The following is a 22,292-nucleotide window of genomic DNA, read 5'->3' as shown; positions in this document are numbered from 1 at the left end:
TGAACAGGCTCAAGGAGAGAGATAGATGGGCGGACGTTACGCAGTAATCATGGCTGGTGGAAAAGGGGAGCGGTTTTGGCCGCTGAGCACATCGAAGCATCCAAAGCAGCTGCTGGCACTCGTCGGCGACAAGCCGCTGATCGCGCAGGCGGTTGACCGCCTTGACGGCATCGTGCCGCCAGAAAACGTTTTTGTGGTGACGAACGCCGAGCTGGTTGACGCCACCCGCGAAGCCGCGCCGCAGCTCCCGCCTGAAAACATCGTGGGCGAGCCGATCGGGCGCGACACCGCCGCGGCAGTAGCCTGCGGCGGGGCGCTGGTCAAAGCCAAGGATGAAAACGGCGTGTTTGCCGTGCTGACCGCCGACCAGGTGATGGGGGATCTAGATATCTTTTCCGCCACCATCAAAGGAGGCATGGATCTCGCCGAACAGAACGATATTTTGGTCACCATCGGCATTGAACCGGTTTCTCCGAGCACGGGCTTTGGCTACATCGAATCGGGCGAAACCTTTCAAATCCAGGAAAACGTCGAGTTCCGCAAGGCGGTTCGCTTTGTGGAAAAACCTGATGAAGCCACCGCCGCCGAGTATGTGGCCTCCGGCAAGTTTTACTGGAACTCCGGCATGTTCATCTGGTCCGTTGCGTCGTTGGAAAAAGCTTTTGGCGCGCACTGCCCGGAAATGCTGGAGCTGATGGACACGCTGGCCGGCTTCGCTAAGGACGGGAAAATCGTTGAAGGCATGGACGCGACCTATCCTGACTTGGGGAAAATCTCCATCGACTATGCCCTGATGGAAAAGGCCGCCAATATTATGATGGCGTGCGGCACCTTTGCCTGGGACGACGTCGGCTCGTGGCCGGCGCTTGAAGGCCACTTTGATCAAGACGGCAACGGCAACACCAAGATTGGAATTGTGGAGACGCTGGACGCCTCGGGCAACATTGTGCTCTCAAAGGATCGGCTTACGGCGGTGATTGGCGTCAAGGACCTGGTGGTCGTGCAGGCCGAAGGCGTAACGCTGGTCTGCCCGAAAGACCGCGCGCAGGACATCAAGCAAATGGTGGTGGCGCTGCGGGAAAAGGGCGGGTACGACGGCGTACTTTAATGCATTGCCCGGTGTTGACATTGCGGGCGAAACCACCTAAAACATTCCCAAGTTTCAGAACGGAACATCCCTGATAGTCTCCCAATAATTCCTAACTCAGTTTTTAATTTCAGCTTTTCATGCCGAATACTGGACGCAATGCAATGATTCTCGGAGTGACCGGCGGCATTGCTTGCGGAAAATCAGAAGTGGGTCGGATTCTCGGCGAAATGGGTTTTTCTGTGTGCGATGCAGATGTTGTGGCGCACAATCTGATGGCGAAAGGGGCTCTGGCATTCCAAAAGGTGGTGGATCATTTTGGTTCAGGCATTCTATCGGAAGAAGGAGAGATATTGCGTCCAGCCCTTGGGCATATTGTATTTGAACATCCCGAACAGCGAGAAATCCTGAACGGTCTGGTTCATCCGGCAGTCCGGCATGCTTTGGCGGAATGGATTGAGCAAATGCAAGCCGAAGGACGACGGTCCGCGGTGCTTCTTCCTCTGCTTTTCGAAAGCGGGATGCAGGATCTTGGATGGAATTCAATCCTGTGTGTTTCCAGTCGTGAAGCGGATGTCGTCCAACGGTTGGAGCAGCGCGGATTGAGTCGCGAGGAATCAGAAAAAAGGGTTCATTCCCAAATGCCGCTGGCTGAAAAGGAAAGGCTTGCGGATCATGTTGTTCCAAACGATGGAACGCTGGAAGAGCTTGAATTGGCCGTGCAAAAAACAGTGCAGGCCATTAGTAGGTAAAGGTAAATATGAGTGAAGAAAACGAAGTTGTTGTACCACCAGTCGTAGCCGTTGAGCAGACAGAAGCCCCGCCGAAAAAAAAACCGGCACGAAAAAAGGCATCGAAAAAGAAAGCCGTGGCAAAGAAGGAGGTTGCTAAGACTCCCGTCGAATCAGCCAACGTCGCGCCGACAGTCGCTTCCGCCGAATCAGCCAACGTCGCGCCGGCAACCGCTCCCTCCACCGATGGCCAAACTCCAGCGGCCGGGCAGGGGGGCTCTACTCAACCCGAAAGACCGCAACGCGACCGCGGCCATCAAAAACACGGCAAGAAAAACCGCAATAAGAACAACAATAATAATCGCCGCGAGCGCGACCAGCCTCCGGCAAACATCGATAACCTGCCTCCACTTTCTCTGCACGAAATGCAGGGTACATCAATCAACGACATCAAGGCGCTGGCGGAAGAATACGGCATGCAGGAGTATGACGGCTTCGGTAAGCATCAACTCATTTTCGAACTCCTCAAACTGCACGGCCGTCGAGGCGGCCCCTTGCTTGGGCGTGGCGTGTTGGAGATCCTGCCCGATGGCTTTGGCTTCCTGCGGTCGCCGCTCAACAGCTACCAGCCCGCGCCGGACGACATCTATGTTTCCCCATCGCAGATCCGCCGCTTCGGCATCCGCACCGGCGACTATGTGACCGGTTCCATCCGTTCGCCGAAAGAAAAGGAACGCTTTTTCGCGTTGCTTCGCGTCGATCAGATCAACAAGGAAGATCCTGAAATGGCGCGCAAGCGCGTACCGTTCGAAAACCTGACGCCGCTCTTTCCGGACCAGCGCCTCGTGATGGAAACCGATCCGAAGGAAATTTCCATGCGCGTCATGGACATCGTCACGCCGATCGGCAAAGGCCAGCGCGGTCTGATTGTGGCGCCGCCCCGCACGGGTAAAACGGTGCTGATGCAGAAAATGGCTAACAGCATCTCGAAGAACAATCCGGAAGCAAAGCTGATCATCCTGCTGATCGACGAACGCCCCGAGGAAGTAACGGACATGCGCCGCAACACCCAGGCGGAAGTGCTGGCCTCAACCTTCGACGAACCGCCGGAACGGCACACGCAGGTGGCCGAAATCGTGATCGAAATGTCGAAACGTCTGGTGGAGCAGGGCAAGGATGTCATCATCCTGCTTGATTCAATCACCCGTTTGGCGCGCGCCTACAACACCACGTCGCCACACAGCGGCAAGATTCTGTCCGGCGGTGTCGACTCCAACGCCCTGCACAAGCCCAAGCGCTTCTTCGGCGCGGCCCGCAATATCGAAAACGGTGGAAGCTTGAGCATCATTGCCACGGCGCTGGTGGATACCGGCAGCCGCATGGACGAGGTAATCTTCGAGGAGTTCAAGGGCACCGGCAACATGGAGCTAGGCCTCGACCGCGAGCTGGTGAACAAGCGCATCTATCCGGCGATCAACATCGAACGCTCCGGCACCCGCAAAGAAGAGCTGCTGCTGCATCCCGATGAGCTGCATCGCATCTGGACGCTCCGCAAGGCGCTCAAGGATGTGCCGCAGGTCGAAGCGATGGAGCTACTCATCAATCGGCTGAAAAAAACCGGCACCAACCTAGAGTTCCTGATGACCCTGCAGGGAAATAAATAGAAGGATTCCATCCGGTTTGAAAAGAGCGGCCCGCACGGCTGCTCTTTTTTTTTATGTGCTTTTGACAGCGACGCCTGAGCCATCTATCATGCCTTTCGAACAACGGGGGCAGTATGCAGAATGCTTTAAAGATGAATGCCATTGTTTTGGCCGGCGACCGCCGGGCCAGTATTGAGCTGCACAGCGACAACAAGGCGTTTTTCGAACTCAACGGTGCGCCTCTTTTTATTCATGTCTTGCGGGCGCTGCAGCAAGCCGGGCAGGTGGGCGATACGGTCGTTGTCGGGCCGGCGAACCGCATCAAGGAAGCGCTCGAACTGCACGGCATGGATTATGTGCGGGTGGTGGAGCAGCGCGACAACATGATTGAAAACTTCAAGGCCGGCTATGTGGCGGCGTTGGGGCAGTCAGACGACGTGGATTTTTGGAGCTTGAAGGGTACGGATCATGAACGCATTCCGGCTCTTGTTGCCCCGTGCGACATCCCGCTCCTGACGCCTGCAGAGGTGGACGAGTTTATTGAACGCACCAACATGCATGAGTACGACTATTCCATTGGAGTCACTTCTGAAAAAGTGTTGTCGCACTATCATTCATCCGGCGGGAAGCCGGGCATCCAGATGATTTATTTCCATGTAAAGGAAGATCTGCTGCGCCACAACAACCTGCATATCGGAAAGCCGCTCGCCTTTGATCATCTCGACTACATTGAAAAGATGTATGAATGGCGGTACCAAACCCGCACGGCCAATATTTTGTGCATGTTCTTTTCGTTGCTGTTTGCGGGCTGGAGGCTGATCAAGGGGCTGCGGGTCTTCATCGTGCTACAGCTTTCGCTCTACTATGACCGGCACGGCCACCCGAAGCTTTCCGACCGGGTACGGTCGCTCATTTGCTTCAACCGGCTGGCGGAAGGAATCGGCAACGCGCTGGGCGCGCGGGTTCAGGTGGTCTACACGCACTTTGGCGGCGCAGCGCTGGACGCCGACAACGAAAAGGATCTAGCGGTCATCGAAGAGCGCTACGACGAGTGGGTGGAGTATCAATCGATGCTCAAACCCTAGCCGAGCGAAATGTCTTCGACGATGATGCGGTTGCCGTGGACTTCGACGATGCGGATGGGGGTTTGCCGCGGAATGTAATCCCCATAAGTAACTACATCGATTTTCCGGTCGTTAAAATAGGCCGTACCGCCGGGGCGCAGATCAGAACGGGCGACGCCTTCTTGCCCAACCAGCTCCTCGTGATCCTCGATGTCGGGCGAGACCGAGTCTAGCGTCAGGCTTTGGAACATTCGGGTTTGGGGCACGAACTTGCCTACAATCGCCACCAAGGCAATGGAGCCGATAAAGGAGAGCACCACTTTCAGGAAGGGCAGGGTAAAGGTTTCGGGCTCGAATGAAATCGGCTGCCATTTTCCGGGCATGTGTTCGCTCATGGCGCTGATGAACGAGATGAAGATCAGCAGCAGCCCGCTGAAGCCCATAAAGCCAAAGCCCGGCGTGATGAATATTTCGACCGCAAGCAGGATGATACCAAGGAAAAACAGCAGTACATCCTCCATGCCGGCCAGACCTGCAATATGGTGGCCGAAGAAAAACAGCAGCAAACAGGAAATCCCTGCGATGCCGAAAATGCCGAAGCCCGGCGTTTTGAACTCCAGCCAAAGTCCGCCGAGGCCGATAATCATCAGGATTGGCGCAATGCCGGCAATCAGGCGGGCGATGCGTTCGGCGGCGGTTACGCGCAATGTGCGCTTTTCGGCGTTGGGCAGTCCGATGGTTTCCAACAAGGCGTCAATATCTTTCACGGTGCCTTTGGAAAGCAGCGGGTGCTGGTCTTCGCCGACGAGCTGCTGGGCCTCTTCGTTGGTGAGTGTCAGCAGACGGCCTTCCTTGCTGATCACCTTGCCGTTGACGCTGTATTCCATGTCAGCCCGAACCATGGCCTCGGCCAGCTGAGGGTCGTGCCCGCCTTGTTCGGCGGCGGAGCGGACCATGGCGGCCACGGCCGAAGTCATTTTTTCCTCAACGGCCTCAGGCATTTCCTGCACGCCGCCCATCGGCGTCATCATCATCGGGGTAGCCGCTCCGATAACGCTGCCGGGTGCCATGTAAATGTTCGGGGTGGCCAGAGCAATGATGGCGCCGGCGGAATAGGCATCGTTTTCTACAAAGGTATAGGTGGGAATATCGGTTTTGGTGATGACCGAAATAATGCCCTCGGCGGCGTTGACGGCGCCGCCGGGCGTATCCATTTCAAAAATGATGGCGTCGGCATCGTTGCGCACGGCTTCATCGACGCCGCGCCGGACGACGTAAAGCAGGGCGGGCTCGATCGTTTTCTTGATCGGGATAATGTAGACCAGCTGCGTGGTGTTTGTTTCTTGCGCGTGTGCGTTACTGAGCACCAGCGTGGTCAAAAGGGCGAACAGTATTTTGCGAAACATGGGCGACTCTCCCGTTAGTCCGTACCATCATTTCCAAACCTTGGAAAAAAGAAAGGCAAATCTTCCAATGGTTGGAAAATATGCGTTTGCATTACGGTAAGCTTCCCGAAGGGAATCAGGCTCCGGTTTTGCCTGCTGGACGGCGTTCCCCGGACAGTGGACTGTAGGCGGCCCGGCCAAGAGTCTACTTTATAAATGTTCGCCGAATAATCAGGAAAACTCCACCCATGCCACAGATCATCGAGAGTGCGGCAGGTTCAGGAATGCTCACCGAAAGGTTGCTGATTTCGATATTCATCGCACTGTTTCGACTGCTTGTGACACCAAGCTTTACTTCCTCGGACAGGGTCATTTGCGCAGATGCATCAACCTCATCGAGTAATGTTGTCCACTCTTTTGCTCCGGTCTCCTTCCATTCAACCGAAACAAGTTCATTGGTCGTAACGATAATTCGTACGGAATGAGTGAGTGCGTCGGCTTTGGAATCGGCCTGGTTGTTGTTCATGAAATCATCGAGCGAACCGGTTCCGTCGATGTATTCGTACCCATCGTATCGCGTGTCTCCCATGGAACCGCGTAGGGCAATCGAGTTTATGGTGCGGTCAACACCCCCATTCCGGTCTTCGTTATCGTCGGAATAATTACCATGTGCATCGAAACCTATGCCTAGTACGCCACCTGCTAAGCCTTCAATGTTTGTACGGTTGGCATAACCAAGGGATCCTCCGAAACCTCCGATGGCTGGAACAGCGGTTTCTGCATCAAAAAGAGCGATTGCGAAACCGTCCATCATATAAGAGGGGCCCCAGGTTGAGAGGTCGAAGCCGATGGTAAATCCATCGGATGTGGAAATATGTTCTTCCATATAATCGAAAGAATCTCCTTCTCCGGAGAGGGTTAGCCCGCCATTGATGACGTCAGCTTGCGAGCTGGCAACACTCGCTACGGTAAAGAAGATCCATATGCCAAGGCTTTTCCCGAGAGAATTGCTTGTTTTTTTCGACTTCATGTTTTCGTCCGTTTGCATTAAAAAAACGCGTCTCTATTGCTGAATAAGTGCGGCATTGTAGCGTTCCTTTTTTCGGTTGCAATCTGTCAGTGCATAAAAATATCTGTCCGGTTTTTCGGGTTCGGTTTTTCGTCCGTTTTTTTATGGGTTTTTCAACCTTTGAAAACCGGTTTTCAAGGGTTGGAAGAGGGATGAATCCATGCAGGTGTTGCCTGCCATACGGTAAAAAAACGTGGCCGATGGGAAGCAGGATTCGTGGTCTGCTTCATCTGCTGGTGACCGTCTTTACCGTTCCCGCGATGAACATGGCATGCAAAAAGCCGAGGTGATTAACCTCGGCTTTTTGTTTTATAATCTTGTTTTTTCTACGGTATGACGACCTGTACCCGATAGGCGTTGTTTGCGTTGGTTGTCACGGGGGCATAGCTGGTTTCGGGGCCTGCGGCCACGACGGTGTAGATGTTGCTCCAGATTCCGCTGGCGAGGTCTGTGGAGACCCGCACGGTGTATTCGCGACCTGGAACGGAATCCCAGCGCAATTCAAAACCTGAGCCTGACACGGTCTCTTCAATCTCGAAGAGACTGCTTGAGTTTCGTGGATTGGTTCCGGCGATATATTCTTCGAGATCGTTGAATTGGTCTCCGTCTGAAGTGGGATCCTTCATATTTGAATAGTCTTCCGGCTTATATTGATTGTCGGGCACGGAGTCTTCCAAATAGTCGGGCAGCCCGTCCTCGTCCTTGTCTGCCGTGGAAGAATGCAGGATGAAATTGAGTGGAAGATATTCATTGGCTGAGCGCTGGAAATAGCTGGCCTCGGCGAGATCATAGGTATTGGTCATGAATTCCCCTTCATATCCTGATGCTCCGGCAAAGAAGGAGAGCGGGGTATTAGTGGGGACAAAAATATTCCAGGCCCCCCATTGATAGACCGCGGTTCCATATTGATTCGTGAAGGAATCGAACGCAGCAACCGTTAGGTCGGAAAGTGCCGATCCATCGACTTGATCCTGTGCCGTAAATTCAACTTGGTATCCTGCAAGGATTTGAATGTCTAGGTCGGTTTCGGTGCTTCCAACCTCTGGATGAATCGGCTTGACCAGATTGTGTGATCCAACATCCCCGAGCCAGGTGTCGGGGGTTTGCCACCCATCGCTATCTGCGCGCAGATAGAGGTCGCTTCCACCCGGAACCACAAAATCAAAAGCTCCTGCTTCCCAATCTGTATACCCAGAGCCGACAAACTCTAACTCCCCCGATCCGTTTATGCGAAACGCACTGATTTGAACATAGCCTGCCGGGAAGGAGTCCGCGGTTAAGACAATGCCTTGAAGGCGCGCGCCTTCTTCGAGATAGAAGTCGATTCCGCTCACGGGGGCATTCACGTCAATCGGAGTGGCCGCTGCGCGGTTTGCAACCAGGCAGTTGGTGTAGTAGAGGTCGATCCAGCTGCCTTGTGAGTTCTCCGTTCGGACATTCCATATTCCAGCGGAAGAGAGCAGGGTGTAATGCCCGTCGAAGGCTACAGTGCTGCTGTCCCATCGTTCTTCCCAGCTCCCGCCGTCAGGGGCTGGGGCGACCAAGATGGCTTTTCCGCCGGCGAGGGGAGATCCGCTTTCGGTATAGACGTGCCCTGAAATCAGAAACCCTTGTTCATAGGCCAAATCCTGTTCGTTTCGAACCTCCCCAGTATAAATATCTCCTAGATACTGATACCCTGCATGGATATAAACGTAGTGTTGCTTTGCAAGGGCATCTTCGTTGCATTGAACACCATAGGAGCTAGCCAACACCCCCGCTTCGTACATCCCGTTACCGACCGTGTAAGCCACAACCGTCTCGTTGCCTGAGAGGTTGACCTCCATGCCGACGATGGGGAGGCCCGTCGCCTGGTTGGTTACCGTTCCGCGAATGAGTGCTTCTGCAGGTTGGCAGTAGAGGTTGAGGTTGGTTGCTCCCTCGAGTAAAATGCTATTATTGGTCGCCACCAGCCCCCGCATCGTCAGGAACGAATTGGCACAACTGATCGTCAGGGCATCCCACGGATTTTCTGCAACGGGTAAAACCAGCGAAAAGCTTCCGTCTGCATCAGAAATATCGATCGAGAACGCATCATCGCCATCGTCGTCAAAGCTTGGGTATTCACCTTCAACAACGGCACCGGCGAGAACGTTGGTTTCATCGCCGCCGCCATCGGCCGGTTCAATCAGGTATACGGTGCCCGTGATGTCCGCCAAGTCGTAGGCAGGAATCGCGGGGACCACAAAAAGCGGGCGCATCAGGTTGTTGGCGCCGGTGCTGAGTCCATTGGAAAAAATTGCTAAAGAGAGGGGGGCTCCTTCGGGCGATTCGGCGGTGAACATATATCCCGGAGCCGCTGCAGACGCACCAAGAACATCGTTGGAGGAAACCCCGCCGGGGATATACAGGGAAAAGGCGCCGTTTTCATCGGACCAAGTGCTGGGGGCAGCACCGGTGGTATCCGAAAAATATTGGAGCTCCACGTACGCACCGGCAATGGTATTTGAGGTTACAACGTCGCGGACCTCTCCGGTAATCCAAATGGGGGAGGCCGATTGGGTTACGGAGAAGGGCGTCGAGTTGCTTGCAACGGGAGCGCCGGTTCCATCCAGCTCAACCGCCTGCAAGATATAATCGCCGATCGAATGCAGATAGTTTTTTCCGTAGAAGGAGATTGCACTCTCGATGGCGCCGTTGATGGCTCCATCGTTGTCGTCCATGAAGGTTTCCGCACCGAAGGCGTTCGTGGTGCCATCCTCCAGATTGAACTGGAGCGCAAGCGGCTCGGCAGCATCGAGGGTTCCATCCCCGTTCAGATCCACGAAGATCGAAAGTTCGACCTCCGCCCCGGCGGTCACGTTCGATGCGGACAGGTTCACAAAGCCCTGGTCCGTCCAGTCCATATGGGTTGGCGAAACCGATAAATCGACCGCCCACACGGCATTGGCCATGGCTATTGCAATAAGAACTAGATGCTTCTTTTTCATGACACTATCTCCTTGTTGATTTGCTTTTAAATACTTATTCACTCGACGGTGGTGTTGGCTAGTCCTCAATCCAGACCTTGATTTTATAGAACGATTCGGGCAGGTCGTTGCCGAAGGTGATCTGGTCGTCGGGATACGGTAAGTATAGGATGCGATCCTGGAAGCCGTTGACGAGGTTGGTGCTCCACTGAACCGCGTAGGCGCGGCCTTCCACAGAGGGCTCCCACTTCAGTGTGATCCAGACGTTGGCTCCGTCTTCCTCCACGTCGCATTGTGTGACGCGCAGGTAGGAGGTGCCGTCGTTCGGGTCGGTTCCGGCGATGTATTCGGAATAGTTGTCGAAGACATCCGCGTCGGCATCCGCATCCGCAACGGCGTTGGTGACGCCGCCAAAGTGTTCAAGTTCCCAGCCGTCGCGCATGTCATCGCCATCGCTATCGGAGGCGTAGAAATCCATTTCGATGGCGCCCATATCGACAGTGCCGTAGCGGATGCGTTCCCAGTCGTTGAAATCGAGGTCGGTTTCAACCGTGCTGTTATCGCCCGCATTGAGGCAGGGGGAATAGTTGCCCAGAAAATAATCGCTTCCGCGGTGCAGGGGATTCGGTGAAAGGGAAAGAAACAGCGGGGCATTGGTAATGTTTCCGTTTTGCCCGTGGAGTAGGTCTGGGCTGCACGAATTTTTGAAGGTTCCATACAGCAGGTTATTCCCTTCGGTCGTCGCCGTATTGTTCCAGACAATGGAGTTGTAGATGGTGCCGCCGCGGACTCCTCCTCCCGCATCGGCATGATTTTCCGCGACGGTGCAGTTGCGAAGCTCGGTGCCGAAGCTTCCGCCGCCATTTTGTTCCGCCTGATTATGTGCGATGGTGCAGTTCTGGGCGGTGCCGCTATAGATTCCTCCACCCGCATAGCCCGTTGCCTGGTTGTGGCTGATGTGGCAACGGTCGGCGATGCTCTGGTATAGCCCGCCACCCGATGGCGCGGTATTGCTGCTGATGGTGGAAACGATCACCCGGCAGTTGTAGGCACCGCCGCCATAGGTGGTGGCGGTGTTGTTGGAAAGGGTGCAACCCGTCAATGTGCCGCTATGGAGTCCCCCGCCATATTGGGCGTTGTTGCCTATGAGGGTCGAATCTTCCACTGTAGTAAAATACGCCGCTCCGCCGAGGGAGGTCGCGGTGTTATTTTCCAGCGTGCAGTGTTCAACCGTTCCTTTGTAGATGCCGGCGCCGTTGTAGGCGATGCAGTTGCTGATGGTGGAATAGGTGATGCGCGGTGCGCCGTTTTCGCAATAGATGCCTCCCCCGTTGTTGCCGGAATCCTCCCCGTTTTGAATGATGAAGTTTTCGAGGATGCATGCGTGGACGCCGAGCATAAAGCAACGGTTGTTGCCGCCCCCATCGATGATCGGAATCGCGCCGTCGGCGGAATCATAATCATAGCCTTTCAGGTAGATCGGCTTGTTGATCTCAATCGCTTCCGAAATGGAGTAGGTATTTCCATCCACCAAGACGCGGCCTCCATAAATATTCTGGGCATCCACCCCGGCCTGAATCGTTTGTTTCGCTGTCGCCCAGCTTTTCCCGTCGGCAAGGTCGTCTCCCGAGCTGTGAACGTGAATATCCGAATCATCGCAGTTTACGACTTCCACGGCCTGGGTATAGGAGGCTCCTTGCGGGTAGGTTTCGTTAAAGGCGGTGAGGATGACGTCGTGGCTGGCGGAGTTCGGGCCCGACCATGCGTGGGGCAGAACGCCTATCGCATTTGTGACGCGGGTGCCGTCGGTAAAGTCGACGATGGTTTTGGAAACGGGTCCGTTGAACAGGGCGGTATAGTTTCCTACGGTATTGATGACAATTGGCGAGGGACCGAAGAATGCCATTTCGATCGGGCCGGAGAGGAACGCGCCGATTTCATCGCACCCCATGGCGGGCAAGGTGTTCCACGCTTCGCCGTCGAGGTCGGTTCCGGTTGCGTACGCCGCATCGCCTTTTCCGATGCAAGGGGAGTTTGCCGCAATGTGCGAGCTGGAGACCAGCAACGGATTGTTGGTGATGCACCCATGAATTCCGTACGGGGCATCGGGCGAGCAGGTGTTGTAGATATAGTTATAGTAAGAACTGCCATCGTCAAAATCGTTCATGCCGAAGGAGGCGGTGTTGCCCCAGATAATGCAGTTTTTAGGCGATCCTCTATACACCCCACCGACCTCGCTGGCCGAATTGCCAGTGACGGTGCAGTTGAAAAGTGTGGTGGAGTGGGTGCCTCCGCCGATATCGTCGGCGGTATTTCCACTGATGGCGCAGGCAGTCGCGCTGCCGGAATACGTGCCGCCGCCGAGCGCAGCATGATTTCCGCTGAGGGTGCAGCGGGTGGCGGTGGTGTAGTCGAAGCCTCCGCCGTTCTTTCCGGTCGAATTTCCGACGAAGGTGCAGTCGGTGGCGGTTCCTTTTCTCATGCCGCCGCCTCCATTAACCGAAGCGTTGCCGAAGAAAACACAATCGTTGGCGGTGCCTTCATTCATGCCACCGCCATAGCCATTGGAATCGTTGTGCGTGAAGGTGCATCGATTGGCGGTGCCGAGGCTCATGCCTGCGCCATTGCCATAGACGGAACCGGCAGAGTCGTTTTTGTTTTCGGTAAAGGTGCAATCGTTGGCGGTTCCGGCATACATGCCTCCACCGGCATTGCGGGCGATATTGCCGACAAACCGGCATCGGTCGGCGTTACCAATATAAAGGCCGCCGCCCTCTCCAGTGGCTGATATGTTGTTGGAAAAGACGCAGTCGATGGCGGTGCCGTAGGCCATGCCCGCGCCTTGAGAGGCCTGGTTGTTCAGGAAGATGCAGTTGTGGATTTGCGGAGATAAGGAATGGTCGCAGAAGATTCCGCCGCCCAAATATCCATTCAAACTGGTGCTGTCGTATCCGTTGCGAACGGTAAAGTCGGACACGGTGGTGTGGTTGTCTGCGATCTCTATGCAGGTGATTCCTGTGTATGTATTGATTGAACCGCCATCAATGATGGTTGTTGCGGCTCCGTTTACGCTGCTCAACCGGATCTCTTTATCGATTTGGATCGTTTCGGTAAGGGTGTAGACCCCGTTGGAGACGAGGACCAGGCCTCCCGTTTGATCTTGCGCATCGATGCCGGCCTGGATGGTCTGCTTGGCGGTAGACCAGGTTGTTCCAACGGAGTCGTCGTCCCCGTTGGGGGCCACGTGAATTGCGGTGTCGTTTTGGTTGGAAACTTCAATGACGTTGGTGACCGAATAGCTGGCGCTATTATAGTCGTTCCAACCCGTGACGACCATGTTGTAGGTTCCCGGAACCGTCCACGTGTGGGAGATTGGAATCACCGCAGTATTGATTGCAGTAAACCCATCCCCAAAATCGAGCAGATCGCGCTCGATCGCGCCTTGGATATCGATCGTATAAAAGGCCGTGAAATAGGTGGCGACATGGGTCGGTCCGACGATAGTAATTGTGGGTGCGCCAACGGGCGGGTAGGCCGGTTGGTCGCAACCCATGGCGGGCGGGGTTTGCCAGGGATCGCCGTCGATGTCGGCGGCGCTGGTGGAGTAGGCCGCGCTGCCGCCGTTAACACAGGGCGAGGCGGCGGAAATATGGGAGGCGGATACCAGCTGAGGCATGTTGGTAATGTTGCCGTCGGTTCCGTGGGTCAGTTCCGGGGCGCAGGAATAGTTGGCGGTGGATGCCGCGATGTTATCGTCGGATATCAGCGCGGTATTGTACCAAAGAATGCAGTTGTTGGCCGTTCCGTTATACAGACCTCCGCCGGTGGTGGCCGCGAGGTTGGCCGTAAAGGTGCAATGGGTGGCGATCGTGCCGTAGGCGCCACCGCCGCTTTCCAGCGACTTGTTGCCCCGGAAGACGCAATTATTGGCCGTGCCGGAATACATACCGCCCCCAGGAGCGGTGTCGCCTCGATAGTCTGGAATCGTTTCATTGAAGAGAAATTGGCAGTCGTTGGCTTCGGTATCCCGCGCGCCGCCGCCGTAGATGGCTTTGTTTCCTTTAAAGATGCACCGATTGGCGATGCCGCCGCGCATTCCGCCGCCGCCAATATTTGCGCTAACGTTGTTTATAAACAAACAGTCGTTGGCGATGCCGTCCTGCATGCCTCCCGGACCATTTCTGCCGGTGTTGTTGGTAAAGGTGCAGCTGTTGGCCGTTCCGCGCCACATCACCCCGCCGCCGGATCCGCCACTGCTATTTTCGGTGATGATGCAGTTGGAAACGATGGGGTTCAGGCCGGAGCAATAGATGGCGCCGCCGCTCGCGTCCCGGATGGTGAATCCTTCCACCAGGCAGTGCTGGTTGTTTAGATAAAAACGGTCGCCTTGAATGGTGGTGACATCGGAACCGTTCAGGCTTTGAATACGGATCTCTTTATCCACGATGATTTCGGTCGTGACCGAATAGGTGCCGTTACTGACTAAAACGAGTCCCCGAGCAGCGTCCTGTGCATCAACGCCGCCTTGAATGGTTTGTTTTGCTTCTGCCCAGCTCTCCCCTGAGCTAAAGTCGCTGCCCGTCTGTGCTGAAACATAAATCGTGTTGTATTCATCGCTTCGCGCTAACACGAGGTTGGTTACAGCAATGCCCTCTGGATGAGTGTCGTTATAGCCGGTGAGAATGACGTTATAGTTGCCCGTTGACCATGAATGAGACATGGAGCTGCATATTGGATTGGTCAAGAAGGTGCCATCGCCGAAATCGAGCACGGTTTCGGTTACCGCCCCCTCGACGAGGGCGTTGATCGTGATGGTTTCGTTGACGATGACCAGCTCGGGGGTTTCGAGCGTGGGAATGATTTGTCCTGATACAAAGTTGGCATACACTTCGTCGCAACCCATCGTCGGGGCGTCCTTCCATGTTTGTCCATCAATGTCTGTTCCGATGGCATAGGTCCCATCGCCCGCACCCAGGCATGGAGATGTGAATGAAATATGAGAGGAGGAGACCAATTGCGGGTTGTTCGTGATGCAGCCGTTGTATTCGGGCGTGGCTTCAGGGTAACAGGAAAAAAAGCCCTGAGAGCTGGAGACATTCGCATAGGCGTTCGCCCGATTGTTCCAAATGATGGAATTGTTGAGCTGTCCGCCCGAGGTTCCGCCACCCTTGTCCGCCGCGTTATCGGTGACCGTGCACTGCGTGAGCGTTGCATACGCGCTTCCGCCGCCTTGATCCAATGCGGTATTCCCGAAAATAGCACAACCGATAGCGGAACCACCAAATAGCCCGCCCCCATGAACTTGCGCAACGTTGTCGGCCACGATGCAGTTGGTGGCGTCAACATAATAGAAAGCGCCGCCGGTTTGGGCTTCATTATTTTTGATGATGCAGTCGGTGGCACTACCCTTATAAAGACCACCGCCGGAGGAGGCCTCATTTTCAGTGAGCGTACAGTTAAAGAGCTTCGACTCTTTCGCCCCGCCGCCGCTGGCGGCCGAGTTCGACGTAAATGTGCAACCCGTTGCGGTGCCTTTGTATAAGCCGCCGCCGCCGCCGAGGCTGTACGTGGCCGTATTGCCCTCAAAGATGCAGTCTGTAATGGATGGGATGTTGTCGGAACAATAGACCCCGCCGCCACTGTTCGAACTTCCGTTTTGAATGGTCAGCCCGGAGATCGAGCAATCGCTGTTGCTCAGGTTAAAGCAACGCCGCTCGTTTTGCCCATCGACGATTGTTGTCCGAACGCCCGTGTCGCCGAGATAGGTATAATAACTGAGGATCTGAATGGCATTGGTGACCAATATTTCGGAGGTGGGCAGATAGGTTCCCGGGGATACCCAAACCAAATCGCCATCGATGGTTGCATCAACCGCGTCTTGAATATTCTTTGCTGGAGAAGCCTCATCGGTATACGGAAAAACCGATGCCGCGCTTGAGTTTACATCAACAAACAAATTTCTTGCCTGAGTGACGGAACCCAATGTGGCTCCCAAGGCGATAGTTGCTCTAAAAATGAAGGATATCAGTCTGCTGCTTTTCATGCGCTTTTCCCCTGTTTGTGATGCTTTGGGTAGTATTCGAAAGAGTAAAAAACTCACTCCTAGCTGATCATAATGGGTGAAGGCGCGCAAACAAAATACCTATAATAATGCAGGTGATTGAAGCGTAGTCAAAATAAGGGCTCTTAAAACTTCCAGAGACTGGAAGAATGCTCGGAGCTCGACATAATAATTATGGACATAATAATTTTTAAAAACTTCACGCGCCGACTTATTTTTTCGAACCCTTCTGTTTCACCAGACACGGGCGGCGTTTCCAATGCCTGGGAAAACGGAGTCGCCCTTCGGTTGCCTCCGTACTCCAAAACATTTTCGTCTTTCCTTGTTCGATATTCTGCGGTTCAAGGCCGCTACGCAGCCACCTAGTTTTTCACTCTGATTTTGTAGAAGCCGCTGGCTTTGTCGAAGTGGTTGGTGTCGGCATAGCTGTCGATGGGGTAGTAGAGATTGAACCCGATGAAATCATATTCATTGGTCAGCGTTTCGGCCCAGGCCACATCGTAGGCGCGGCCTTTTTTAGCTTCCCAGCGTATGATTACGCTATCGTTGGTCATCTGCTGTTCCGTAATGTGAAGATAATCCAAGCCATCGAGCGGGTCGGTTCCGGCAATGGACTCTTCAAGGTTGTTGAAGATGTCGGAGTCGGAGTGCGCATCCGCCACAGCGTTGGTAATGCCACCGAAGTATTCCAGTTCCCAACCGTCATCAAGTCCATCGGCATCATAATCGCCATTGCTGACCCATCCTTCAATCGCGCCCATCTCGACGGTACCGTGCTGGATGCGGTCCCATCCATTGAAGTCGAGGTCGGTTTCAACATAGCTGTTGTCGCCGGCGTTGATGCAGGGCGAGAAAGGATCGAGATAATAGTCGCTTCCGCGGATCAGCCAATCCGGTGCAAGGGCAATAAACAGCGGCGCGTTGGTGATGTTTCCATTTTGCCCGTGGATGAGATCCGGACTGCACGTGTTTTTAGCCGTTACACCTCGTAGATCAATGTTGGCAGTCCAGGCAAAGTTGCTCCAGATAATGGAGTTATAGACAGAGCCAGCGTAGCTTCCGCCTCCGGTGTCGGCACCATTCTCGACGACGGTGCAGTTGCGGAGCGCGGTGTTGTACGTTCCTCCCCCATATTGGGTGGAGGAATTATAATGGATCGTGCAGTTGTGAGCGGTGCCAAGATACATTCCTCCACCGTTGGCCGTGGCTCTGTTGGTGCTGATGTCGCAACGGTCGGCCATGCAGTTGGCCAGTCCTCCGCCGGAGGGCGCGGCGTTGCTGCTGATGGTGGAAAAGATGACCGTGCTGTCATAGGCTGCACCGCCCTGGGTGGTGGCGGTGTTGTTGGAAAGGGTGCAGCCGGTCAACGTACCGTCGTAGAGCCCCCCGCCATATTGGGCGGTGTTGCCACTGAGGGTAGAACCTTCCAGTGTGCTTTGATACGCCGCACCGCCTTGGGAGGTCGCGATGTTATTGGCCAAGGTGCAGTTTTCGACCGTTCCTTTGTAGATGCCGCCGCCGTAGTAGGCGGTGCAATCGGTGATGGTGGAATAGGTGATACGCGGTGCGCCGTTTTGGCAATAGATTCCGCCGCCATAGCCAGAGGAGAACTCGCCATTTTGGATGACGAGGTTTTCGAGCACGCAAGCACTATAGCCGAGCTGGAAGCATCGGTTGCTGCCGCCCGCATCAATCACGGGAATCGTCAGTGTTCCGATGATATCATCGTTGTCGCCCTTCAAATGAACTGCTTTGTTTACGTTGATGGTTTCAGTGATGGCGTAGGTGCTGGCATCGATCAGCACGCGGCCACCGTAAATATTCTGGGCATCGACTCCGGCCTGAATGGTTTGCTTGGCGGAGGCCCAGCTGGTTCCGTCGTCGGTGTCGTTGCCGAAATGCTTCACATAGATATCTGAATCCGCGCGGTTTACCACCGCCACGGTTTGGGTATAGGAAATCCCCTGTGGATAAGTTTCGTTGAAGGCGGTGAGGATGACGTCGTAGTCGGCGGAGTTTGGCCCGGCCCATGAGTGAGAGAGCACGCCGACTGCGTTTGTTATGCGGGTGCCGTCGCCAAAGTCGACGATGGTCCTGGAGACCTGTCCGTTAAACAGGGCGGCATAGTTTCCTTCGACATAGACAGCAATCGGCGAGGGGCCGAAGAGCGCCATTTCGATCGGGCCGGAGAGGGTCTCGCCGATTTCATCGCAGCCCATGGCGGGTGGCGTGTTCCAGACTTCGCCGTCGAGGTCGGTTCCTGTTGCGTCGGCCGCATCGCCTTTGCCGATGCAGGGGGAGTTTGCCGCAATATGCGAGCTGGAGATCAGCAAAGGATTGTTGGTGATGCACCCATCCGTTCCGTGCGGGGCATCGGGCGAGCAGGTGTTGACGATATAGTTGAGGTAGATGTTTTCGTCGTTGATATCGTTCTTTCCGGTGATGGCCGTGTTGCCCCAGACAATGCAGTTTTTGGTCTGCCCGAGCACGCCTCCGGTTTCGCTGGCGGAGTTGCCGGTTACGGTGCAGTTATAGAGTTTGGTGGAATGGGTGCCGCCACCGATATCGTCGGCGATATTGCCGTTGATCGCGCAGGCATAGGCGGTGCCACCATGCATGCCACCCCCGAGAGTAGCGCGGTTTCCGCTGATGGTGCAGCGGGTGGCGGTTCCATTATGAATGGCCCCACCGGAGGTTGCCGCTGAATTTTCGAAGAAAGAACACCGATTGGCCACGCTGTTGCGCATGCCGCCGCCATGGACGGCTACGTTCTCGATGAACAGGCAATCGTTGGCGGTGCCTTCATTTATGCCGCCTCCGTAGCCGTCGGAATCGTTTCGGGTGAAGGTGCAGTTGTTGGCGATGCCGTGGCTCATGCCGGCGCCATTGCCGTATGAAATGGTGTTGTAGGTGCGGTTTTCGACGAAGGTGCAGCGGTCGGCCGTTCCGGCATACATGCCGCCGCCGCTGCCGCTGGCGGTGTTTGCAATAAACTCGCATCGGGTGGCGTGGCCTAAATAGAGTCCTGCACCCGTTGTAGCGGTGTTGTTGGAGAAGGTGCAGTCGATGACAGTGCCATAACACATGCCGCCTGCGGTGCCTGCATGGTTGTCTGCAATAATACAATTGGAAAGGATAGGGGAGAACGTGTAGTCGCAAAAGACCGCTCCGCCCGTCCATATGAAGTTTGCATTGCGGAGGGTGAATCCGTCGACCGTGCTATGGTTGTCGCCGATTTCCATGATGCGGGAGTGCTGATAATTGAGACTGTATAGATCAACGCCATCAATGATGGTTGATTCTGCGCCGTTCGCACTGAGCAGTTGAATCTCTTTATCGATGCTGATGGTTTCTGTCAGCGTGTAGACGCCGTTGCTGACCACGACGCGTCCACCGTGCAGCTCCTGTTCATCGATGGCGGCCTGGATGGTCTGCTTGGCGTCGGACCAGCTGAGGCCACTCTTGCTGTCGTCTCCAGAGGGGCTGACATGAATCGTCTTGTAGTCCGCAACATAAACGGTGATCTGATTCGTGACGGAATAGGTATCCTGATAGTTGTTGTTCCAGACGGTGGAAATCATGTTGTACGTGCCCGGCGTATCCCACGTATGGCCGAAAGGAATAATGCCGGAACCGGTGGCGGTATAGCCGTCGCCAAAGTCGATTTGATCCTGCTCGAAGGCCCCTTGAAAATCGATGGTATAAAATGCGTTGAAACCGGCGGGGATTTGGGCCGGGCCGACGATGCTGATTGCAACGTCTCCGGTTGGCGGATCAGCGGGTTCGTCGCACCCGATGGCAGGTACCGAGCGCCAGTGTTCGCCGTCGATGTCTAGCGTCGTCAGCCAACGGCTTCCCGAACCCGCGCAGGGCGAGCTCAACTTAATGTGTGAAGCTGAAACGAGCTGGGGCATGTTAGTAATATTGCCGTCTGTGCCGTGTTCCAGATCGGGGGAGCAGGAGCTGCTGATTATTCCGTAGGCTGTGTTGTCGAATGCTTCAAGCGCTTCGTTGAACCAGACAATGCTGTGGTCGAGCGTGGTGTTGTAGGTGCCGCCGCCGGTGCTCGCCCGGTTGGCGGTGAAGGTGCAATGTGTGGCGCTCCCGCTCGACATCCCGCCGCCTAGCCTGTTGGCTTTGTTCCCGTTAAAAACGCAGTTTTCGGCATCGGTGTTGTATGCGCCACCCCCGCTGTTGTCGGAGCTGTTTTCGATAAACTGGCAGTCGTAGGCCTGGCCTCCATACATGGCGCCGCCCGCATTGACATTGGTGTTGTTTTTGAAGATGCAGCGCGTTGCCGCGCCGCCGCCCATGGCACCGCCGCCGGCACCGCCGCCAGTGCCTTTATTATTTTCAAATCGGCAGTCGATCGCAATACCGTCCTGCATGGCGCCGGGGCCGTTTCCACTGGTATCATTAAAGGAGAAGACGCAGTTCGTTGCCGTGCCGCGCCACATGGCGCCTCCGCCATCGGAGGTGTTGCTCGTAATCAGGCAATCCTCGACGACCGGATCGTTTGAGGTGCAGTAGATGGTTCCTCCCTGGGTGCCGCCGGAGGGATCAGAGCTTCGGCCATTGCGAATGGTGAATCCGTTAACCCGACAGTGCTGATTCCCCAGATGGAAAATTCGATTCTGCGCATTGCCTTCAATGGTTGTCTGCTCGGAACCATACAGGCTTTCGAGGCGGATATCTTTATCAATGACGATCTGGTCGCTGACCGAATAGGTGCCGTTGGAAACCAGCACGAGCCCGCCGGCAAAGTCCTGCGCATCGATACCGGACTGGATGGTCTTCTTGGCGGTTGCCCAGCTGTCGCCATCGTTCGTGTCGAGGCCGTCGGCAGTGGATACATAAATCGTTGAGGTTGAGTCCCGGCGGACATTAATGGTGTTGGTAATGGATCGGCCGTCGGGATAGCTGTCGTTATAGCCTGTCAGGGTTACGTGATAATTACTGCCGAAGGCCCAGCTGTGAGAATGAACGGCGTCCGTTGAATTAGTAATGGCTGTGCCGTCTCCAAAATCGAGAATGGTCTGCGTGACAGGACCGTCAACATAGGCTGTAAATAAAATCTCCTGCTCTCCGGAAACAAGCAGGTAAAGATCATTGTAGGGTTGAATCCATCCAACGGTGCTTCCTGTCTCAACTTCGTCGCAGCCGATGGCGGGCAGTGTTTGCCATGCGTCGCCGTCGATATCGGTTGCCGTGGCGTAGGCGGGGTCTCCTGCACCCATACAGGGCGACGTGGAGGTGAGGTGTGAGAAAGAGATCAGCTGAGGGTTGTTGGTGATGCTGCCGTTGTCCGTATTGTCCGGCAGGCAACAGGAGTAGATGTCTGTGTCGTCAATCGATGCGCTGTGATCAGTAACGGAATTGTTCCAGAGGATCGAATTATAGGCTTGGCCATCGCCCATCCCTCCGCCGATACGGGCCGTGTTTTCGGTGATGGTGCAGTGGGTTGCAGTGGACTGATAAAGACCCCCACCGTGGCTGAATGCGCTGTTGCCGCTGATTGCACAGCCAACCGCCGTCGACGCACGCAACCCGCCGCCACTTCCGCCGGTGGAGTTGCCTACAAACAGGCTGTTGGTGGCCGTGCCGTCGTATAGTCCGCCGCCGTCCGTGCTGGCGGCATTATTTTGGAAGGAGCATCCCGTCGCCGTCACCCCGTAACCGCCACCTCCCTTTGTGGCCTGATTGTTTATAAAACTGCAGTCGATGGCGATGGTGCCGTATGCGCCGCCGCCATTGCTTGCGCCTGTGTTGTTCCTGAAAATCGTGCGCTCAGCCTGCCCCAGGACCATGCCGGTGCCTGCCGTGTCTTCAATAATGCAATCCGAAATCAAGGGGGAGGAACCCGTGCATCGAATGCCCGCCGTTTTTGCGTTGCGGATCGTGAAGCCGGTAAGAACGGTGTCGGTATCGCCCAGGTTAAAGCAGGTGTAGAGACCCTCTCCGTCGAAAATAACAAGTTCGGGTTCCGAGCCATTTTCGTTGCGAATATCAAGATTTTTAGTAATCACGGTCGTCGATGTCTGCGGATAGGTGGCGGGTCTCACGATAATGGTGTCGCCGTCCTGCGCGTAGGGCAATACCACTTCAATGACGCGGGCGGCCCCGCTCACGGAGTTGGTGTAGGGGCGGAGCGGAGACATATTGTTCCAGTCTACATAATACGTTACGGCTCGCACCTGACTGACCGCGCCAAATATGGCTCCCAATGCGATAAGTGTTCCAACGGCTAGGGCCATCAATCTTCTTTTTTTCATGCGCGGTTCCTCTTTTCTGGCATTAGTGCAAC

9 protein-coding genes are annotated in these 22,292 nt (G+C 55.2%); 4 read left to right on the top strand and 5 right to left on the bottom strand.

Features of this window, described 5'->3' with window-relative positions; translation table 11 throughout:
• Positions 1-25 precede the first annotated feature (25 nt).
• The 4 genes from SCARR_RS04010 (at position 26) to SCARR_RS03995 (ending at position 4,546) form a co-directional block, all read left to right on the top strand.
• Positions 26-1,108 carry a mannose-1-phosphate guanylyltransferase gene (locus SCARR_RS04010; RefSeq protein WP_136060228.1) on the top strand — a complete coding sequence of 361 codons (1,083 nt, stop codon included), beginning with the start codon at positions 26-28 and terminating at the stop codon, positions 1,106-1,108.
• A 119-nt stretch (positions 1,109-1,227) separates the two neighbouring features.
• Positions 1,228-1,839 (top strand): dephospho-CoA kinase, encoded by a 612-nt coding sequence (gene coaE / locus SCARR_RS04005; RefSeq protein ID WP_136060227.1) that lies wholly within the window; start codon positions 1,228-1,230, stop codon positions 1,837-1,839.
• Between the two features lie 8 nt (positions 1,840-1,847).
• Entirely contained in the window at positions 1,848-3,482 is a 1,635-nt protein-coding gene (gene rho, locus SCARR_RS04000) for a transcription termination factor Rho (protein ID WP_136060226.1), read from the top strand.
• Positions 3,483-3,595: 113 nt separating this feature from the next.
• On the top strand, positions 3,596-4,546 hold the full coding sequence (locus tag SCARR_RS03995) for a nucleotidyltransferase family protein (protein WP_136060225.1): 951 nt from the start codon (positions 3,596-3,598) through the stop codon (positions 4,544-4,546).
• Here the strand turns inward: SCARR_RS03995 and SCARR_RS03990 are convergent.
• The 5 genes from SCARR_RS03990 to SCARR_RS03970 all read right to left on the bottom strand — a co-directional run bounded on the left by SCARR_RS03990 (position 4,543) and on the right by SCARR_RS03970 (position 22,260).
• Positions 4,543-5,931: an NfeD family protein gene (locus SCARR_RS03990; RefSeq protein ID WP_136060224.1), complete on the bottom strand. Its 1,389-nt coding sequence runs from the start codon at positions 5,929-5,931 to the stop codon at positions 4,543-4,545. The genes SCARR_RS03995 and SCARR_RS03990 overlap by 4 nt on opposite strands.
• Before the next feature lie 184 nt (positions 5,932-6,115).
• On the bottom strand, positions 6,116-6,940 hold the full coding sequence (locus SCARR_RS03985; RefSeq protein WP_136060223.1) for an L-type lectin family protein: 825 nt from the start codon (positions 6,938-6,940) through the stop codon (positions 6,116-6,118).
• A gap of 365 nt (positions 6,941-7,305) precedes the next feature.
• Positions 7,306-9,948 (bottom strand): hypothetical protein, encoded by a 2,643-nt coding sequence (locus tag SCARR_RS03980; protein WP_136060222.1) that lies wholly within the window; start codon positions 9,946-9,948, stop codon positions 7,306-7,308.
• Between the two features lie 58 nt (positions 9,949-10,006).
• On the bottom strand, positions 10,007-15,970 hold the full coding sequence (locus SCARR_RS03975; protein WP_136060221.1) for a NosD domain-containing protein: 5,964 nt from the start codon (positions 15,968-15,970) through the stop codon (positions 10,007-10,009).
• Between the two features lie 380 nt (positions 15,971-16,350).
• Positions 16,351-22,260, bottom strand: a complete 5,910-nt coding sequence (locus SCARR_RS03970; RefSeq protein ID WP_136060220.1) for a right-handed parallel beta-helix repeat-containing protein — start codon at positions 22,258-22,260, stop codon at positions 16,351-16,353.
• Positions 22,261-22,292 lie beyond the last annotated feature (32 nt).

It is taken from the genome of Pontiella sulfatireligans, assembly GCF_900890705.1.
Taxonomy (GTDB): Bacteria; Verrucomicrobiota; Kiritimatiellia; order Kiritimatiellales; family Pontiellaceae; genus Pontiella; species Pontiella sulfatireligans.
Note: the sequence above shows the minus strand (reverse complement) of the source record. Positions and strands in the feature narration are given on the sequence as shown.